Consider the following 17,772-nt stretch of genomic DNA (forward strand, 5'->3'; position numbering starts at 1 on the left):
GGGGCCCACCATGCTCATCTCGCCCTTGAGCACGCTCAGGATCTGGGGGAGTTCATCAATGCGCGTCTTGCGGATGAAAGCGCCCACGCGGGTCACGCGCGAATCGATTTTCTTGGCCCACACGGCCACGCCGTCTTTTTCGGCATCGGTGCTCATGCTGCGGAACTTCAGGCACATGAAGATCTTGCCGCCCAGGCCCACGCGTTCCTGGCGGTAAATGATCGGGCCTTCGCTTTCCAGCTTGATGGCCAGCATCGTGATCAGCATGATTGGCGAAGCCAACAACAACAGCACAGACGAGCTGACGATGTCGAACATGCGCTTGATCGCCATGCGGGTGCGGTCCTGGGCAAAGCCCTGGCCGTACACCAGCCAGCTGGCCTTCAGGCTGTCCACCGGCACTTCACCCGTGGTTTGTTCGTAAAACGCGGCCAGGTCCAGCACAGGAATGCCCTGGATGCGGGCGGACAGCAATTGGTCCATGGGGACGCTGCCACCACGCTGTTCTTTCACGGCCACGATGATCTGGTTGATGTCGTGGCGTTGAATGATGTCCTTGATCGACAGGGCGTTGGAGAAAATGTTGAATCGCTTGTCGGTGACGCCATGATCGGCTTCGCCCGCAGGGTAAAAACCGATCACCGAATGGCCCTGCACGCGACGAGCCTTCAGGTCGGAGGCGACGGAATGGGCTTCCTTGCCCGTGCCAACGATCAGGATGCGTTGCTGTACGAAAGCACTGCGCCAGGTGGTCATCAAGTAACCGCGCACCACCACCAGGCCAAAAACCAGGTAGGCCGCGGCAAAACCCATGAGCTGGTAAGCCTGGGTGCCGTCCAGCATGGTTTTGATGGCCAGCTGGTAGGCAATGGGGGCGCCCAGCAGGCAGCCCAGCAGGGCGCGGCCCAATTTGGCACGGGGGGTCTTGCGTTCTGAGCCTTCACGGTACACACCCAGCAGGCCGCAGTGCAGTGGCATCACAAAAGCAAAGCCCAAGCCGGCCCACAAGGCCGTGGACATGCTAACCAGATCGGGGGATGTGCCCGTCATGTGCAGGAAGGTCATGACCCCCAGCACGATCGCCAGGAAACTGGTCAGGCTGTCCGCCAATAGCTCGGACAGCGTCGCGATGGAGATGTGATGCTGGAAGACCCGGAACATGTGGAGCGCCTCTCAAGACCAGGCAAATCGTGCAGCTATGCAACAACCTGCTTAACCCGTAATTATTTGTAATGGCCAATTATCGGCATACCGGGTGCTTGAAATAATCCTCCAAACGAGGGGGGGGCCCTAACTCAAGGGGGTTAGTGGCCAATATCGTGAATAATTGATGCATCGCAGCAAAATGTGTGCGTGCATGGTGCAGCGGGAGCGCTGTTAGCTCAGGTCTGGCGCCGTGAGTGGGTGTTGGCCAGTCATGGCATTCTTCAGCAGCCTCAAGACCAGGCGCTTGGGGTTGTCGTCCCAGGGAGAGAACCGTGGCAATTGGAAGCGATCGCATGATTTTGTGGCAACGCCCCAGGCTGTCGACACGGCGAAGCGATAACCCAACTCTTTGAGGAGCGCCACATGTTCATGACCATAATCATGAACAGGGCGGCCATTGGGGTAGGCAAAAATCAGGGGCTCTTGGCCCACCAGGGCACCCAACAGTTGTCGATTGCGGGCGATGTCTTCGCGTGCACTGTTCAGGTCGATCCGATTCAAAATGGGGTGTGTGTGGGTGTGTCCACCAATGGTCATGCCTTGCGCCGCGAGCTGTCGAATTTGCTCATCGTTCATCATCAGTCGAGGGCGTGCCTTGCCTGATGTGGCGGTCTCCCACACGCGGAGACAGGCTTGCTCTCTTTCCTTGAATGGCAGGTATTTGACGGTGCTCAGTATCTTTTGGGCGCAGCCTCGCTTGGAGGCCATGTCATGCGCGGGCTGTTGGCCCAGCCCCAACCAATTCAGATCGAGTTCAGTGGATTCGCAGGCTCTCAACGCTTCGACAATGATGTCGTTGAACATGAGCCCATCATTGATGTAGCCACTGCACACGAAAAAGGTCGCTTTGAATCCATGCCGCTGCAGTATGGGCAGGGCAATGGTGTAGTTGTCCTGGTAACCATCGTCAAAAGTAATGCTGAGCGCGCGAGCGGGCAGGGTTCCACGCTCCAGGTGCTCGAGCGCTTGTGGCAGAGGCAGCACATTGAAGCACTCGGAGATGACCGCCATGTGCCTGGCAAATTTCTGGGCGTCAACCTGGTCGCTGGACAGCAGGGGGTCGATGTCCGGCGGCACGCGGTGGTAGGTCAGAATGGTGAGTTTGCCCTTGGTTCCTCCCGGCGACACAAGTCGTCCTGCGGCACGGAACAATGGCGTGACGGCGGTCATGTCCTGGGGGTCCTTCGCTCAGTGGCGGTGCCTGCCATCGGCAATTGCTTCCATCATATCGATTAGTGCCGCTAAAACGCCATCAAAAACCGGCTTGTTGTTCAAGTGGCAAAGGTGTTTGTGCTGCGTCAGGTCGGCTGGGGTTGCCAACCCCCTTGGTCTTGGTCCATGTCACCAGATGCTCGGCCATCCGGATGGCGGTTTGGCCATCCCAAAACTTGGGCAAGCGCCCCTTTTTCCCACCGCCGCGCAAAATCTCTCCGATGGCTCTGCTGATCACGCTGCTGTTGCGTCCAACCGCGATGTTGGTGCCCTGCTCGACGGTGATGCGCCGTTCGGTGAAGTTGTGCAGCGTGAGGCAGGGGATGCCGAGGATGGTGGCTTCTTCCTGCACAGTGCATGAGTTGGTCAGAACGCAGGCCGAGTGGCCCAGCAAGCCAATCATCTTGTGGTAGGGGATCAAGGGAAGCGTCATGATCTGACCTTCGTGCATGCCATGCAGTAAACCCAGGTGATCCAGGCAGGCTTTTGTGCTGTCGTGCATGGGCCAGATCAGGGGAATGTCTTTGCTGACCATGCGCAAGATGCTCATCAGATTGGTCAACTCTTCAGGATCGAGTGCCGTGTCCAACTGCTGGAGGTAGACCACGCCTATGCCGCTTTTGCTTTTCAGGATGTCGGTGGGCTGGTTCAACTGGCGCAAGGTGTACTTGGGCTGGGAGGCTTGCGGCAGCATGGCGCGGATGGCGTCCATCAGCAGGTTGCCCACGAACAGGACACGGTCGGCGGGAATGCCTTCTCTGGCCAGATTGTCGTGTGCCACCCATTCAGAGGTGAACAACAGCTCGCCCATGTGGTCGCACATCATCCCGTTCACCTCCTGTGGACGGGAACGATCGAAACTGCGCAAGCCGGCTTCCAGGTGGATGATGGGGATGTGGTGCCGCTGAGCGGCCAAGCTGCCAGCCAATGCCGTGTCATCGCCCGCCTGAACAATGATGGCGGCAGGATGATGCTGTTCGAACAACTGATCCAGTTGCTGCAGCGTGGCGGCCAGATGTGTCAAGCCATTGCCTGCGGGCAGACGCAGTCGGTAGTCGGGCGTGCGCAGCCCAAGGTGCTCTGACCAGTCCTGCGTCAGCTCGAACTGGCCTGGTGTGTCAATGTGCAAAAGGCGCGCCGGTGGCAGGTCTGCGCGGCAACTCAGTGCCTTGAGCAAGGGCGATGCGCGCAGGCAACCCGTCCGCGAGCCCGTCAGGCACAACAAGAATGGTGTATTTGGATTGGCCTGCGGGTTGATCTCCGGTGCCACCCACTGGTTGTTGGAGACCGGGCCGTCCAGTCCCTGGGTCAATGTGGGAATGACCGATTCTTTCAGCGTCAGGCTGGTGGCGGCCGATGCCGATGCCCCCGTGTTGCTGAGGATGGGTTCGCCGATCTCGGCACGTATCTCCTGGGCAATGCGCGACACGTTGGCGGCCGAGATGTCGTGCTCGCCAGCCAGGAATGTGGCGAGCAGTACCCGGTTGCACAGCAAATTGATGCGGCGGGGAATGCCCAAGGTCCATTCGTAGAACTCGTCGAATGCTTCAGCGCTGATCTGAGGGTTGTCGGTCCAGCCGACCTTGCGCAGACGATGCTCGATGTAGCGGCGCGTCTCGTCGCGGTCCATCGGGCCCAGGTGGTATGACGCGATGACCCGCTGGCGCAGTTGCTCCAATGAGCGCGACAGCAGCATGGTGCGCAACTCGGGCTGTCCGATCAGAAAACTTTGAAGCAGGGCCTGGTTGCCAAACTGGAAGTTCGACAGCATGCGCAACTCTTCAATCGCATCGCGACTGAGGTTCTGGGCTTCGTCCACGATCAACACTGCCCGCTTCTGCTGAGTCGCCAGCAGTGTCAGATACGCTTCGAGCGTGGAGATCAGATCCGCCTTGCTGTTGCCTTTGCTGGGGATGCCAAAGGCAGTGATCGAGGCGCGCAGCAGATCACCGGCTTCCAATTGTGTGCTCACCAATTGGGCTGCCACCACCTTCTCATGGTCGATGTCATTGAGCAGTGTGCGCACCAGGGTGGTCTTGCCCGCACCGATGTCTCCGGTGATGACGATGAAGCCCTCGGCTTGGTACAGGCCGAACTTCAGGTAGGACAGCGCGCTGCTGTGACCTTTGCTGTCAAAGAAGAAGCTGGGGTCCGGGTTGAGCAGGAACGGCGCACCGGTGAAGCCGAAATGGGTCTCGTACATGGGTTGGCGTCAGTAGCGGTAACCCAGGCCGACGTACATGGCTGATTCGTCGTTGGCGTAGAGTTGGGTGCCCTTGGCGGCGCGGTGCCGCAGGCCGAAGGTGGCTGTGGCATAAGGAGAAAGCCTGGTGCTGATGTCTCCACGCCAAAGAATGCTGCGAGTCTGGCCGGTGGGTGTCGCAATGGGGGCGGCCAGATTGGCAGTCGAGTCCACATTGGAGCGGGTCCAGCGCAGGCTGGTGTTCACCGAGGTCAATGGGGTCAGGCGCCTGCTGAACAGGGCTTCAACATAGCGCTCTCGCGTGTTATCGCCGATGATGGGCTGAGCCGTTCCCAGAGGCAGCGGTTCCGCTTTTTCCATGCCGCCAGCCAGCGTCAAGGTGTTGCGCTGCCCGAGAAATACCATGCGCCCTTGAAAAGTCTGGCGCAGAGATGCTGCCAATGAAAATGCAGGGTCGATGGCGCTGGGGCTCCCGTCATTGGTGGGAAGCGTGGCTCGGCCTAATGAGGCGGCGTAAGTGCTGGAGGTCCGCTCAGACGTGAACCCCCAGTTGAACAGCGGCCTGCGGTGGTTCCAGTCCACTTTCCAGCCGGTGCCAAAAAAACGGCGCTCAACTTTGGAGTTCAATGCTGCGCGTTCGTTGGGGTGCCACGCCAGCGTGATGCCGCGGATGGTATCGCTTTGCCGATCAGTGGCCTGTCGGATGGATTCGCGTCCCAGGATCAAGCCGACATGCACTTGCTCGTTGAGCGCATAGCTCACGCCGCCGCGGGTGGCGTTTTCCTGGTACGTGTAAGTCGATGGTGGCGTGCCGGAGGTTTGAGTGTCTTGTGCTGTCCATTCAAGCGATGCGCCGATCGGGACGGGTTGGCGCTCCAGTCGCACGATGTGCTGTGAGGCGTAGAGGTCTGGGATCGAGGCCTGGCTTTGCGTGACTTCGGTGGACTTGATGACCGAGCGTTCGAACTGCGCTTTCAACTTGGTGTTGGCATCGAAGGAGCGCTCGATGAAAGGTGCAATCGACGCCTTCGTGGTGGTGTAGCTGTCAGGAATGGCGCTGAGGTCCAGTGGGCTGGCCACTTGCCGAGTCTGGACGGATGCCTCCAGGCCCCCCCATTGGTCCACGAGGTTGGAGCGCAGGATCAACTCACCGCTTGGCAGCGTTCGATCGGGCTGGCTGTCTCTGGCGTAGTGAATGTTCTCGACCTTGAGCCGCCCGTCGATGCGCGAGCGGGCTCCGCCATACGCGATGCTCACCTCTGGCGACACGCTGATCACCAAGTCCTTGCGGGGAGCCTGATTGGTTTCCGACGCATTGGTCGTGGCCGTGGCGGTCATTTCCACCCCCGGCTTGATCGTGAGTTGCTGCGCATGCACTGCACTTGGCAACAACGCTGCCATGGCCGAGGCGAGAAGGGCGAGGGGCTCACGGCGCATAGTAGCCATATGCTCTGTTGCCCTTCGGGCCGGTGTACTTGTTCAACATGGACATGACCACCGGGCATTCCTCCACGGTCGCGAAGGCTTGCTTGACGGTGTTGAGCGCGGTTTTGCCTGCTTCAACCACCATCAGTACCTGGCCCATGGAGGTGGCCAACACCCGTGACTCGGTGCTGGGCAGCAGTGGCGGGGTGTCAAAAATGATGACCCGGTCTGGGTAAGTGGTCGCCAGTTCTTCAAGCAGTTTGTCCATGGCGCCGCTGGCCAACAGCTCGGTTGAGCGGGAGCTTGAGGTGCCTGCAGGCAGCAGCGTCAACTTGGGGATGTTGGTCTTGAGCAAAACCTCGGACAGGTCGGTTTCCGGGTGGGTCAGCATGTCCAGCAATCCTTTGGACGCAGGGATGCCCATGCGTTCCAAGGCGGAGGGGCGGATGACGTCCGCCTCGACCAGCAGCACTGTGTGGTCGAGCTCCATGGCAATGCTGACAGCCAGGTTGATGGCCGTTTGTGTTTTGCCTTCGCCTGGCAGCGCGCTGGTCACCATGATGATGTTGGCGCGCTTGGGTCGTGAGGCGGTTTGGCCGCGCACGTTTTCCAGCAAAGGTCTTTTGATGATGCGGAACTCTTCTTCCAGCTGTGAGCGTGGGTGACCTGGCACCAGCAAGCCGCAACGTGCCATTTTCATCAAATCGAGCTCGACCAGGCGAGATTTGCGCTCGTCGCCAGTGGATGTCACGGGCGCCCTTGCTGAGGGGCTTGGTGATGCCGGGGTAGTCGGGGTCGCTGGCTCTGGTGTGGCTTGCTGTGCCGCGGCCGGTGCTGCAGCTGGAGCCGGTGGCAACGCTGCCGCCACATCCACTCCGGCTCGGCGCAACTCTTCCAGGCGTTTGGCGGCTTGTTCAATGGTGTTCATGGGCGCATCAGGGTAGGAGTTGACGAGCTACGACCACGATCCATGCCGCGTTCAGAACAAAGAACACGCCGGCATTCAAGGTGAACAAGCGATTGCTTCGCTGCATGGACTCGCTGATCGCTGGACTGATGACCAGCGAAACACTGCCCAGCACCGGGCGTCCGGAAATTTCTTTGAGCTGACGGCTGTCTTGCACGGTTGGGAAAACCTGGGTCAAACCAAAGGCTGTGGCGGCACCAGCGGCCAGGGCGGCGAAAACAGCCAACAGCGCAATGATCAGTCGACTTGGTTTGACGGGGCTGGGTTTCACCCGCGGGGGTTCGACCACCCGAAAATCTGCCACTTTGGTGGTTTGGTCGATTTTTTCTCCCAAGGAAGCTGACTCGCGGCGCCCAACCAGTTGTTCGTAGTTCTTGCGCACCACTTCATAGTCTCGGTTCAGCTGCGCCAGCTCGGCCTCGACCTGGGGCATTTTCCCAGCGAGGGCGCGGGTGCGTTCCAGCTGGGCATTTTGCTCTCCAAGCTGGCCGCGCAAGGATGCCACCTTGGCTTCGGCCTCAGCCAGTGCAATGCGGATGCGCTGGAACACCGGGCTGGTGGGGGCGGCGCGCAATCGCGTGCCGCCTTGCGCGCGCAGCCTGGCATCCAGTTCTGCTTTGCGCTGTTGTTCAAGCTGGGCGATGGTGCGCCTGGCACTCACCACGTCGGGGTGTTCGTCCGTGTAGCGACGCATCAACTCATCCAGTTGGCGTTTCTGAACATCCAGACGCATTTCGAGGTCTGTGCTGGGCGTGGCGGACGAGCCCCCGTTGCCCAAAAGCTCAGGCGGGATGGAGGGTTCTTCAGTGGACAACTCTCGACGCAGTGCGTCGCGGGCCTGTTCGGCCGCACTCAGTTCCACGCGCAACCTGCCTGTTTCGTCGGAAAGGTTCGACATGCGCGCGAAGTAGTCTTGGTTGGACGTGCCAGTCAAGCCAAAGTTGCGCAGCTTGAAATCCTTGAGCTTGTTTTCAGACTCGCTGAGCTTGCTTTCGTAGGACTGAATTTGCTCGTCCAGGAACTGGCGAGCCTGCTCCGAATCACGCTGCTTGTCGCCAACCCCCGCAGTCATGAACAGAGAAACCAATTCTTCCACGATGCGCTGGGCTCGTTGGGGATTGATGTCTCGGTAGATGATCTCGTACAGGTTGTTGTTGCCACTGGGATTGACTTTGATGTCTTTCATCAAGCGATCAATCACCTTTTCCTGGTCACGTTCGTTCAGCTTGTCCAGCCCAATCCGGGGCGAGGTCATCAGGCGTTCGATGTTGGGCCGACTGATGAGGGTGCGGGCGAGCATGCGGACCTGCTGATCCACATCGGGCTGAAATGCCAGGCCCGTCATCAATGGTTTGAGCACGGTTTCCGTGTCAACGTAGATGCGGGCAGATGCTTCGTAGTGGTCGCGGATGATCAGCACCGCGAAAACGCCGACGATGGCGATCAGCCATGCCATGGCGGCACCCAGCCAACGCCGTTGCCACATGGCATTCAGTATCCCGGCGACTTGTCGAAGAAGGTCATCCATACCAAAAAGGGTTTGACGCCAGCAGCCGCGATGATGGTTGCCAGTCGTCAGATGTCATACAGCACAAGTCGGGTCAGAACCAGCTTTGTGGAACGATGATGATGTCACCGGGTTTGATTTCAACGTTGGCAGAGATGTCGCCGCGCTTGATCAGGTCCTTGAGTCGCAGGCTGTACTGCTTGCCTTGTTCTGAGCCACGCACCAGGACGGCACCATTGCCATCGGCGAAGTCGGTCAGGCCGCCGGCCTGGATCATGACGTCAAGCACGGTCATGTTTTGGCGAAAAGCGACAGCTTGTGGGCGAGTCGCCTCACCCACAATTCGAATCTGCTCGGTCGATACGCCTTGGAAATTGCTCACGATGACAGTGACCACCGGTTCGCGGATGAATTTGGCCAATGCCTTCTCGATGTCACGCGACAGATCGGCAGGGTTGCGACCAGCGGCCTCGAGGTTCTCAACCAAGGGCAGTGAGATGCGGCCGTCCGGGCGAACAGTGACCGAAGAGGACAAGTCTGGATTGCGCCAGACCACGATGTTGAGCGTGTCTAGCGCACCGATCTTGTACAGGTGATCTGACTTGCTGGCCACAGTGGGCGCTGGCGGGTAGCGGTTGAACGATGTGCACGCCGTCCCTGCCAAAACCAGGGCACTCATCAACGCGATGCGACAAAAAGAAGAAATAGCATTGTGACGAAAGACCATTGTCATTACCCCGGAAAAGTCTATGACGTAAGCATAGAGCCAATTTACATTCGGAAACGCACCAATTGCATCCCCATACCTCAAGCTTGGGGGGATGTGTCATTGGCGCGCCAAGTCGGTTTTATCACGCCTTGGTGCCCGCAGAGCTCGCCTCCCCCAAAAGAGACTGCTTGGATCAGCTCAATGATTGAGACCAGCGGGTCAGCCAAGGTGTGATGGCGCCGAATAACTTGGGCTTCTTGGCTGCCAGTATGAGTGCCATATCGGCATCCTTGGTTTTCCAGGCTTTCAGAACAATGGTTCCACCCAGCAGAATCAATATGTATGCAAAGCCGACGCCAATCTGAGTCATGACGGCAGGGTGGCTGGGCATGAGCAGCCACGATGCCAGGCCCGCGATCGTTGCCGCCAGGCACAAACGCATGATGTGGCTGATGGGGAAAGTCACGCTCAGTGATTTTTTAATCCAGATGGCGGTGATCAAAAATATGACGATCCTGGTACTGGCGTGAGAGATCAAAGCGCCTGTCAGCCCGAATTTGGGAACCAGCGCAAAAGCTGCCATGGCGCTGATCACCACAGACAGGGTCGCAATGCCTGCGCGTAGTTTTTGGTTGTCGGTGGTGGACATCAATGCGCCGAATGCGCCTTCTGGCAAGGTCAATCCGCCCACCACGACCATGACTTGCAAAACTGGGATCACGGCTTGGTATTGGCTGCCATAAAGGATGGCAATGCCGGGTTCGGACCAAATCAAGCCCGCGCCACCAATGATCAGGCCAAAAAACAAGAAGTACCTGATCGAATCACTGAGGATGATGTTGACCTTTTCGCTGCCGCCGGCGCCGTAGGCGTGCGCCATGATGGGCATCAGCATGGCTGTCAACGACGAGGACAGCAGGTCGATGCCGCCGCGGGTCAGCATGGTGGCGATGGTGAAATAACCCACTTCTTTGGCGCCGATTTGGGTGCCCAGCAAAAACGTTTCGATGGTTTTGTTGCTGAGTGTGGCGACCGCCACCAAAACAACGGTCCAGGCAATGTGTGGTCTGATGTGTTGAGTCAGTTCCGCAGGGCAGGGCGTGTAATCGGGTTTGATGCTGTTTTTTCGCATTAACCACCAGACCATGCAAATGTGCATGAAACTGACCACGCCGAAAAATATTGCGTAGTCGTTCAATTTTGCATGAGCCAGTGCAAGCAGGCCAACGCCTGCGGCATAAACCAAACTCATGACGGTATTGGTCAGTGCTTCAATGGAAAATTTCTTGTAGCCTTTGGCGATGGATACATCAAACAGATAAGCGGCCTTGGACGCAACCCCGATGATCAATATGGACAGCAGCAGCGTTCGTTGCAACTCCCAACCAGCCATTGGGATCCACCACGATGCAATCGTGAATGCAATCAATATCAACAATGTGCTGAGTTGTTGCCACTTGTTCAGCCAGCCATGTATTTGTCTGGCAAGCTGTGGCTCCCCCCGTCCCATGTATTCAGAGACGAAGCGAATTCCGGAAATTCCCAGGCCGTGATTGCAAAATACCACCAGCAAACCCGCCATCCAGATGAGGTACGAGTACTTGCCATAGTCTTCCGGGCCCAGGCTGCGCGCAATGATCGTGCTGACCACCAGGCCCATCACCGTGGTGACGTAAGTGGCCGCTGTGATGAACAACGCATCGCGGAGAGACGAAAGGCGTCCTGATTCTGGGGCTGTCACAGCGGTGTAGGATGGTCTCGCTGCATCGCCGCAGCAACATGCCAGAGGCTTTTGCTCAAAGAGGTAGTGTAACATCGCGAGTTGTTGCTCGCGTTGCTACATACTATCGGTTTGTTCGGTTGGCAATGTGTGTCCGATGTACAAATATTTTTCGCGACCATGACGTCTTTCCTATTTGTGACTTTGATGGTCGGCGTTGTGGCGATTGCCTACCTGGTCACGGAAGTCCGAAAAAAAAATACGCTTGTTTGGTTGCCCAGTTACTTTAAACAGGACTGGAAAGCGCCCGTCACGCCAGGCGTGACCAAGCATTTGATGTTCTGCTTTGTTGATCACTACGAGCCGATGTGGCTCAAGCCGACTTACGCGGTCGAATGTGCCCGAGTTGCGCGGTGGCGGCAGGACTATCCCAAGTTGTGCGCCAACCACAGAGACGCGGATGGTCGGGCGCCCGTGCACAGTTTTTTCTACCCGGAAGAAGAATACCGCCCTGAGCACATGCGGGCGCTGGTCGAGTTGTGCCAGTTGGGCTTGGGTGAGATCGACATTCATCTGCACCATGACAAGGACACGGAAGCAGGTCTGCGAGAGAAGCTGTCGCGCTTCACGGAGTTGCTGGCGCGCGACCATGGGGCCCTGCCGAGAAATGCCCTGACCGGGCAGCCGATGTGGTCGTTCATCCACGGCAACTGGGCGCTGGACAACAGCCATCCGCAGGGTCATTTCTGCGGGGTCAACAACGAGTTGGTCATCCTGCGTGAAGAGGGTTGCTATGCAGACTTCACGCTGCCGTCGGCGCCCGATCCCTGCCAGACCAGCACCATCAACAAGATTTACTACGCCATTGATGATCCGCACCGTCCCAAGTCGCACGACAAGGGCCCTCGGGTGCGCGTTGGTGGCCAGCCCACTGGTGATCTGATGATCATTCAAGGGCCGCTGGGGTTCATGCCGGGTAGCCGCAAGTTTGGCATCATTCCCAGAATCGAAAGTTCAGATGTGCGCACCAGTTGCCCACCTAAATTGGACCGGATCGACGAATGGGTGCGCACAGGCATCCATGTGGAGGGGCGTCCCGAGTGGATCTTCGTCAAGGTTCACACCCATGGTACGCAAGAGCGTGACATGGACACCTTGCTTGGCGAACCCATGGACAAGGCCTTCACGCACCTTGAGACGCGTTACAACGACGGCACGGACTGGAAGCTTCACTATGTCAGTGCCCGCGAGATGTACAACATCGTCAAGGCCGCCGAAGCAGGGTTGGATGGCGACCCCGGCCAGTACCGGGATCTGGTGGTGCCTCGGCCCAGCTACGTGCCTGAATCGGCATGATGGTGCTTGAGTGGGTAGTGGCTGCCAGCCTGGGGCTGGTGTTGTACTCGTATGCACTCTATCCCATGGTTCTGACCCTGGTGGCCATGGTGGTGCAGGTGCGAAGAGATGCCAGGTACGTGGCATCCAAGCAAGACCGTCGCATACCGACGCAAGCACGCATGCTGCCAGCGGTGGCGGTGATCATCTCGGCTTATAACGAGCAGGTGCATCTGCGCCAGCGCATCGACAATCTGCTGGGGTTGAACTACCCACCGGAGTTGCTGCGGTGTTACATCGGATCAGATGGCAGCAGTGACGCCACGGCCAGTATCCTGGCCGAGTGCGCCGATCGGCGTATTCAGGCTTGTGTATATGACGTCAACCGTGGCAAGGCCAGTGTTCTGAATGACCTGGTCGCCCAAGCTTCGGCGCCCATCCTGGTTTTCTCCGACGCGAATACTTTCTTCCATCCAGACGCGATCACTGTCCTGGTCAAGCATTTCGACCAGCCGGATGTGGGCGGTGTGAGTGGCGAGTTGCGCTTGAAGGGCAGTGGCGGAGACAACCAGGACAGTTTGTATTGGCGCGTGGAGCAGTTTCTGAAGTTCTTTGAAGCGCGCATCAACGGTCTGTTGGGCGCCAACGGTGCCATCTATGCCATTCGGCGTGACTTGTGGCAGCCATTGCGGCCAGACACTATTTGCGATGATTTTTGTGTGGCCATGAATGTGTCGGCATCCGGGCATCGGCTGGTGTATGAGCCAGCGGCGTGGGCCGAAGAGGACACGCCTCAAGCCATTGCCGAGGAGTACAACCGACGCCTGCGCATTGGCATTGGCAACTTTCAAGCTTTGGTCAGGCATCCCGAATACATCACGCGCACCTCGCTTGGTACTTCTTTCGCCTATCTTTCGCACAAGGTGCTGAGGTGGACGGCGCCGCACCTGTTGTTGCTCGGGCTCTTGGCTTCGGCCATCTTGGCGGTGGAATCCAGCGCCTGGCTGGGCTTCACGCTGATGCAGGTGTTGGCCTATGGCGCGGCCGTGATGCTGTTCCGGTTGACGCAACGCCAGGTGGCGCTGCCTTCATTGCTCAGGATGGTGGCCTTCCTTTTTGCGCTGAATTGGGCGTTCATGGTGGCGTCATGGCGCTTTGCGCGGGGCAACTACCGTGGCTCATGGCGCCGCACCGAGCGCTGAGCGGTAAAACCGGTCGTAGGCATGGTGCAGGGCTTTGGCCGACGCGTGTTCAAGTACCCAATCCCGAGCAGTTTCACCCAGTCTGGCGCGCAAAGAGGCGTCTCCCAGTAGTTGCAACAGCGCGGCTTGCGTTGCTGGCGCATCGTCGCTGCCGACCAGGATGCCGCTGTGGCCATCTTTGATGATCTCGGGGTTGCCGCCCACGGATGTGGCCAAGACGGCCAAACCAGTGGCGCAGGCTTCGAGTAGCGCGATGGACAGTCCTTCGGTCAGTGATGGCAAGGCAAACACATCAAACGCTGGCAGAAGGTCGGCCACATCGGATCGTTGACCGGTGATCAGCAGGTGTTTTGACATCCCCAATCCGGCCGCCTGCGCATTCAGCGCTTCGTGCAGTTCGCCGTAACCGACGATGACGAGCTTCAGATTCGGGTGTGATTGGGTCAACGAAGGCAAGAGCTCGATCAACAGCCGGTGATTCTTCAGGCCCACGAGGCGCCCGACGCAGCCAATCACCAAGTCGCTCGGTGCCAGTTCGAGCAGGGTGCGAGCTCTTTGTCGGCGCTCGGGTGTGAACGTGAATCGCTCCACAGGAATGCCATTGAGCACCGTGTCGGCACGATCTTTGGGCACCATGCCAGCTTGGATGTAGCGGTCAAAAACCTGCTGCCCCACCATGGCGACTCGTGCGGTGCGCTTGAGCGAGCATTCGAACAGGAATTTCAGCCGTTTGTGGCTCAGGCGCGTGCCCATGTCGTGGCATGTGTTCACCAGCTTTGGGGCGCCCCACCAGGCCAGCAGGGACAACGCGGCGTAGTAGTTTGGAACGAAATTGTGAGCATGCACGATGTCGGCCCGCATGCTGGATGCGGCATGCCGCAATGACTTGATCACGCCCCAGTCCAGAGTGCCGCTTTTGTGGCCAATGTGGACGGGGATGCCGACCGCTTTCAGTTCGCTGGAAAAACCGGTGGTGGTATTGATGCTGAAAACCGCCACCCGGTGCCCGTGCTGCTGCTGGGTGATCGCCAGGTCGGTGACCACGCGTTCCAGGCCGCCGAACTCAAGTGAATCAACGACATGAAGGATGCTCAGGGGCGTTTCCGAGGTACTCATCAGATGCTTTTGCCCACGGTGGCATTTTTGAGCGTGACAACGATGAAGATCACGATGATGCTGAGAATTTCAAAGGTGAAAGTGTGCTTGCGCCAAATAATAGGCTGCTGGAATTGAGGGGTTGCTTTGCCTGCAATGGACTGTTCGGCACAGTAAACCGTGGCAATCGACAGGCTCAGCAAGATGTACAACCCGGGCTCATAAACTCGCGATAGAAACAGGGCGCAGGTGAAAAAACCAAGCAGCGCCGAGCGCATCAGAAGTGCCCAGTAACGCTCTTCCGAGCTGGGCGGCAAGAACTCCAGCACCCTGGTAAGGCCTTTGTAGGTCACCATGATCATGCCAAGCCAGCAGAAGTATCCGAGTAAACCGAGCTCGGAGAAGCACAGCACAAAGGAGTTGTGGGCCGTGTAATAGTGGTGGTCGGTGAATTGTCCATACCCCACGCCAAAGATGGGGTGATGGCGCAGCATGATCAAGCCTTCATGCCAGGCATCAATCCGCCCCCCTGCCGATTCTTCATTGGCACTGTATGCCCGCCCCCCTGTCATGTTCACCGCGAGCGCACCGGCCATGCCAAAAGCCATGAGCAAGGCTGTCTTGACCGTGCCCAGGAAGTTTTTGATGCCAAAGAATAACAATGAAGCCACCCCGAGCAGCGCACCTCGAGAATGGGTCAGGTAAATGGTGTAAAACACCACGGCGGCGGGCAGGCCCACAATGATCAGATTTCTGAAGAAGCGACGTTTGATGTACAAACCAGCCAGTATGGGCAGGGCCACCACCAAGGCTTGACCAAAATCATTCGGGTCACTCAAAAATCCAACGCTGCGCACTCGCCATAAATAACGGGCCGAGGTTTCCTCGGCGGGAATGTCTGATGGATCCGCTTCTGAGGCGGTTTCTTCTTCTGAATCAATATTTTGCCTGAGCACCAGTTTTTCGACCATGAATCCGGTGTGGTAAGCCGCTATACCGGCAACCCCCAGCGTCACTGTGCAAAACGCGACCACGGCGCAGGTGATTTTCAGGCGCTTCATGCTCGTCACGTTCATGACGGTGGTGAGGTACAGGAGCGCGGAAATCATGAACTCGAACACGGCTGGAAGTGCGCCGCCTGCCCAGCCATTGAAAACCCGGGATATGCCCAGTGAGAAAACAAAGGCCGCCAGGAGCTTGAGGTGCAATCTGCTGGCGGCAATCTTTCCATTGTTTCTGGAGTGCACGTAAGAAACGATGAGCGTCAGGATACTCATGACCAACATGGGTCTGTACGCTACCAACTCGGGTGCAAAAACCTCGATGGGCCGTAAATATGTCAGGATCAGGTAGAAGATATAAAGCGTGAAGCTCATGTGATATTGGTGTTGCCTGTTGTGGGGTCAGGCAATGCGGTCTTTGAGCTTCAGGAAAGGGCGTTCCACCAGTCGGTGCGACAAAATCGCTGCGGCAAAAGCCAGGACGATGTTTTGCGGAAATGAGGCCACCCAGTTCAACGATTGGAAGTTCAAGAATGGTTGTTGCCAAAGATAGAGCGAATAGCTCAGAACGCCAATTTTGACCAGAAAGCGCATGTTGAGGATCTGGCTGGCAGTGCTGGTCGGGTGTCTGACCAAATGCTGCAGGATCAAGGCAATCCCGATGTTGGCGATGGTTTGTCCGATCAAAAATGCAGCGGGCCTCGACACGTAGGCGAGACCATAGCCACTGGCGACACACATCAGGCCAATTGGAATGGCTGGCCAACGCGTGAGATGAACAAACCAGCGCCATTCCCCCAGCTTGTTGTGCAGCATGGCCGCCAGGCAACCTGTGGCCAGAGCGTCGGCCACGGCCTGGAACTCTCGGCTCAACCGGATTTCGGGGCCATCGCTGAACGTGATCATCAGAAACCGAAAGCATGGCGCGAGTACCAGCATGAGGAGTCCAGCCCACACTGCCCGTCTGGTTCCCAGCAAAAACATGGTGAAGGGCCAGATCAGGTAAAACTGCTCTTCGACGGACAGCGACCACAGGTGGTTGAAGTACCAGTTGTAGTCATGTTGGTAGTTGGCAGTGAAGGTCAGGGCATGAGCCAGGTCCGGGAGGGCTGATGAGGAGTTGGTGCGGGAGGTCAGGTGATAGGTCAGGTCAATGACGCCCGCCAGGTACAGCAGCCACATGATGGCGATGTAGCAAAGGGCCGCTGGCAGGATGCGAAGGCTGCGCCGCATGTAGAACAGTTTGAGCCGAATCTGCCCATGCTTTTCGATGTCACGCAGCATCAGGGTCGTGATCAGGAAGCCGGACACGATGAAGAAGAAGCGCACTCCCACATTGCCCAGTGAGGTGAACATCGGCCGGTCGAGCCAGATTGGCGCGCCGTTGGTTGAGGCGATGTGACCGAACAGAACCAGGCAGATCGACAGGGCTCTCAGGCCATCCAGGGATGGAATGTGCGCGGGGAGTCGGGGTGCTTTGATGGGGGCCATTGGCAATGAATGTTTGCTTCGCGCTGAAGTTATGCTGGCGTGACCCGTCACAGAGGCGCAAGCTTTGTAACCCCGGATGTTAGACTGGCTTGGGAGCAAATCGACGATGATTAACCGGAATTTGTCCGAACGACCTGGGCCAGTTCATGCGCTGATGGCGGCAATCCATGCTCAAACAATGAGTGGTTTCTCATGAAGCTGCTCGCTGATTTGAGGGCCAAGCAGGCGCTTTATTCCCAATATGGGCCACCTTGTTCCTTGCTGAAGGCCGTGATGTCGGACGGCTCATTGGCGAATGCCTTGTTTCGATTGCAAGAATGGCTGGCGGGTCTTGGGTTGGCGCCATTGGCGTTGGTGCCCCATTGCTTGAACAAATGGATCAATGGTTGTGTGATTGGAACCCGGGCAAGCTTCGGTCCGGGATTTGTCCTGATTCACCCTATCGGGGTGGTCATCAACTCCAGTGTCCGTGGTGGCTGCGACATCTGGCTTGAAAGCAGTGTCGTCATTGGTGACAACCGGGGGCAGTCGCCACGGCTGGGTAGCCGCATCTTTGTGGGCTCGGGCGCCAAGATCATTGGTGGCGTGACCATCGGTGACGGGGCCAGCATTGGTGCCAATGCTGTGGTGACCAAGAGCATTGGTGGTGGTGTGACCGCCGTCGGTATCCCTGCTCGTGCATTGCCCAAGCAGGGATAG

General features: G+C 58.0%; 14 protein-coding genes. 3 read left to right on the plus strand and 11 right to left on the minus strand.

Going from position 1 to position 17,772, the window contains the following annotated elements; all coding sequences use genetic code 11:
* The 8 genes from Q7V20_RS13760 to Q7V20_RS13795 all read right to left on the minus strand — a co-directional run.
* A partial coding sequence (locus Q7V20_RS13760; protein WP_304792066.1) for a sugar transferase occupies positions 1–1,161 on the minus strand: 1,161 nt, incomplete at its 3' end.
* Between the two features lie 216 nt (positions 1,162–1,377).
* Entirely contained in the window at positions 1,378–2,376 is a 999-nt protein-coding gene (locus tag Q7V20_RS13765; protein ID WP_304792068.1) for a polysaccharide deacetylase family protein, read from the minus strand.
* A gap of 82 nt (positions 2,377–2,458) precedes the next feature.
* Positions 2,459–4,621 carry an XrtA/PEP-CTERM system-associated ATPase gene (locus Q7V20_RS13770; RefSeq protein ID WP_304792071.1) on the minus strand — a complete coding sequence of 721 codons (2,163 nt, stop codon included), beginning with the start codon at positions 4,619–4,621 and terminating at the stop codon, positions 2,459–2,461.
* A 9-nt stretch (positions 4,622–4,630) separates the two neighbouring features.
* A complete protein-coding gene (locus tag Q7V20_RS13775) occupies positions 4,631–6,022 on the minus strand; it encodes a TIGR03016 family PEP-CTERM system-associated outer membrane protein (protein WP_304792073.1) in 1,392 nt (463 codons plus the stop codon).
* Positions 6,023–6,047: 25 nt separating this feature from the next.
* A complete protein-coding gene (locus tag Q7V20_RS13780) occupies positions 6,048–6,974 on the minus strand; it encodes an XrtA-associated tyrosine autokinase (protein WP_304792075.1) in 927 nt (308 codons plus the stop codon).
* Positions 6,975–6,981: 7 nt separating this feature from the next.
* Positions 6,982–8,541 (minus strand): XrtA system polysaccharide chain length determinant, encoded by a 1,560-nt coding sequence (locus tag Q7V20_RS13785; protein WP_304792078.1) that lies wholly within the window; start codon positions 8,539–8,541, stop codon positions 6,982–6,984.
* A 73-nt stretch (positions 8,542–8,614) separates the two neighbouring features.
* Complete coding sequence (locus Q7V20_RS13790; RefSeq protein WP_304792080.1) at positions 8,615–9,199, minus strand: XrtA/PEP-CTERM system exopolysaccharide export protein; 585 nt, start codon at positions 9,197–9,199, stop codon at positions 8,615–8,617.
* 223 nt (positions 9,200–9,422) lie between these two features.
* Positions 9,423–11,045 carry an oligosaccharide flippase family protein gene (locus Q7V20_RS13795; RefSeq protein ID WP_304792083.1) on the minus strand — a complete coding sequence of 541 codons (1,623 nt, stop codon included), beginning with the start codon at positions 11,043–11,045 and terminating at the stop codon, positions 9,423–9,425.
* Between the two features lie 177 nt (positions 11,046–11,222).
* Here Q7V20_RS13795 and Q7V20_RS13800 point away from each other — a divergent pair, with 177 nt between their 5' ends.
* Together Q7V20_RS13800 and Q7V20_RS13805 are read left to right on the plus strand one after the other, a co-directional pair.
* Positions 11,223–12,305 (plus strand): hypothetical protein, encoded by a 1,083-nt coding sequence (locus Q7V20_RS13800; protein ID WP_304792085.1) that lies wholly within the window; start codon positions 11,223–11,225, stop codon positions 12,303–12,305.
* Positions 12,302–13,486: a glycosyltransferase family 2 protein gene (locus Q7V20_RS13805; RefSeq protein ID WP_304792088.1), complete on the plus strand. Its 1,185-nt coding sequence runs from the start codon at positions 12,302–12,304 to the stop codon at positions 13,484–13,486. Before Q7V20_RS13800 ends, Q7V20_RS13805 begins: the two co-directional genes overlap by 4 nt.
* Here the strand turns inward: Q7V20_RS13805 and Q7V20_RS13810 are convergent.
* From Q7V20_RS13810 to Q7V20_RS13820, 3 genes are read right to left on the minus strand one after another with little or no spacing between them, the layout of a single operon-like run.
* Positions 13,463–14,602: a glycosyltransferase gene (locus tag Q7V20_RS13810; protein WP_304792091.1), complete on the minus strand. Its 1,140-nt coding sequence runs from the start codon at positions 14,600–14,602 to the stop codon at positions 13,463–13,465. The two genes, Q7V20_RS13805 and Q7V20_RS13810, sit on opposite strands and share 24 nt — an antisense overlap.
* Positions 14,602–15,957, minus strand: a complete 1,356-nt coding sequence (locus Q7V20_RS13815; RefSeq protein ID WP_304792093.1) for an O-antigen ligase — start codon at positions 15,955–15,957, stop codon at positions 14,602–14,604. Before Q7V20_RS13815 ends, Q7V20_RS13810 begins: the two co-directional genes overlap by 1 nt.
* Positions 15,958–15,984: 27 nt before the next feature.
* The gene (locus Q7V20_RS13820; RefSeq protein ID WP_304792096.1) at positions 15,985–17,073 is read right to left on the minus strand and encodes an acyltransferase; all 1,089 of its coding nucleotides are present in this window, start codon (positions 17,071–17,073) and stop codon (positions 15,985–15,987) included.
* A gap of 192 nt (positions 17,074–17,265) precedes the next feature.
* Between Q7V20_RS13820 and Q7V20_RS13825 the strand changes: the two genes are divergently transcribed.
* Positions 17,266–17,772: a hypothetical protein gene (locus Q7V20_RS13825; protein WP_304792099.1), complete on the plus strand. Its 507-nt coding sequence runs from the start codon at positions 17,266–17,268 to the stop codon at positions 17,770–17,772.

The sequence above is a fragment of the Aquabacterium sp. genome (genome assembly GCF_030652515.1).
Lineage (GTDB): Bacteria > Pseudomonadota > Gammaproteobacteria > Burkholderiales > Burkholderiaceae_C > Aquabacterium.

Excerpts from the sequence above, each read along its gene's own strand:
- Q7V20_RS13780 (WP_304792075.1), bottom strand. The coding sequence starts at position 6,974 with ATGAACACCATTGAACAAGCCGCCAAACGCCTGGAAGAGTTGCGCCGA.
- Q7V20_RS13815 (WP_304792093.1), bottom strand. The coding sequence starts at position 15,957 with ATGAGCTTCACGCTTTATATCTTCTACCTGATCCTGACATATTTACGG.
- Q7V20_RS13805 (WP_304792088.1), top strand. The coding sequence starts at position 12,302 with ATGATGGTGCTTGAGTGGGTAGTGGCTGCCAGCCTGGGGCTGGTGTTG.
- Q7V20_RS13785 (WP_304792078.1), bottom strand. The coding sequence starts at position 8,541 with ATGGATGACCTTCTTCGACAAGTCGCCGGGATACTGAATGCCATGTGG.
- Q7V20_RS13825 (WP_304792099.1), top strand. The coding sequence starts at position 17,266 with ATGAAGCTGCTCGCTGATTTGAGGGCCAAGCAGGCGCTTTATTCCCAA.
- Q7V20_RS13770 (WP_304792071.1), bottom strand. The coding sequence starts at position 4,621 with ATGTACGAGACCCATTTCGGCTTCACCGGTGCGCCGTTCCTGCTCAAC.
- Q7V20_RS13820 (WP_304792096.1), bottom strand. The coding sequence starts at position 17,073 with ATGGCCCCCATCAAAGCACCCCGACTCCCCGCGCACATTCCATCCCTG.
- Q7V20_RS13810 (WP_304792091.1), bottom strand. The coding sequence starts at position 14,602 with ATGAGTACCTCGGAAACGCCCCTGAGCATCCTTCATGTCGTTGATTCA.
- Q7V20_RS13775 (WP_304792073.1), bottom strand. The coding sequence starts at position 6,022 with ATGGCAGCGTTGTTGCCAAGTGCAGTGCATGCGCAGCAACTCACGATC.
- Q7V20_RS13795 (WP_304792083.1), bottom strand. The coding sequence starts at position 11,045 with ATGTTACACTACCTCTTTGAGCAAAAGCCTCTGGCATGTTGCTGCGGC.
- Q7V20_RS13790 (WP_304792080.1), bottom strand. The coding sequence starts at position 9,199 with ATGAGTGCCCTGGTTTTGGCAGGGACGGCGTGCACATCGTTCAACCGC.
- Q7V20_RS13765 (WP_304792068.1), bottom strand. The coding sequence starts at position 2,376 with ATGACCGCCGTCACGCCATTGTTCCGTGCCGCAGGACGACTTGTGTCG.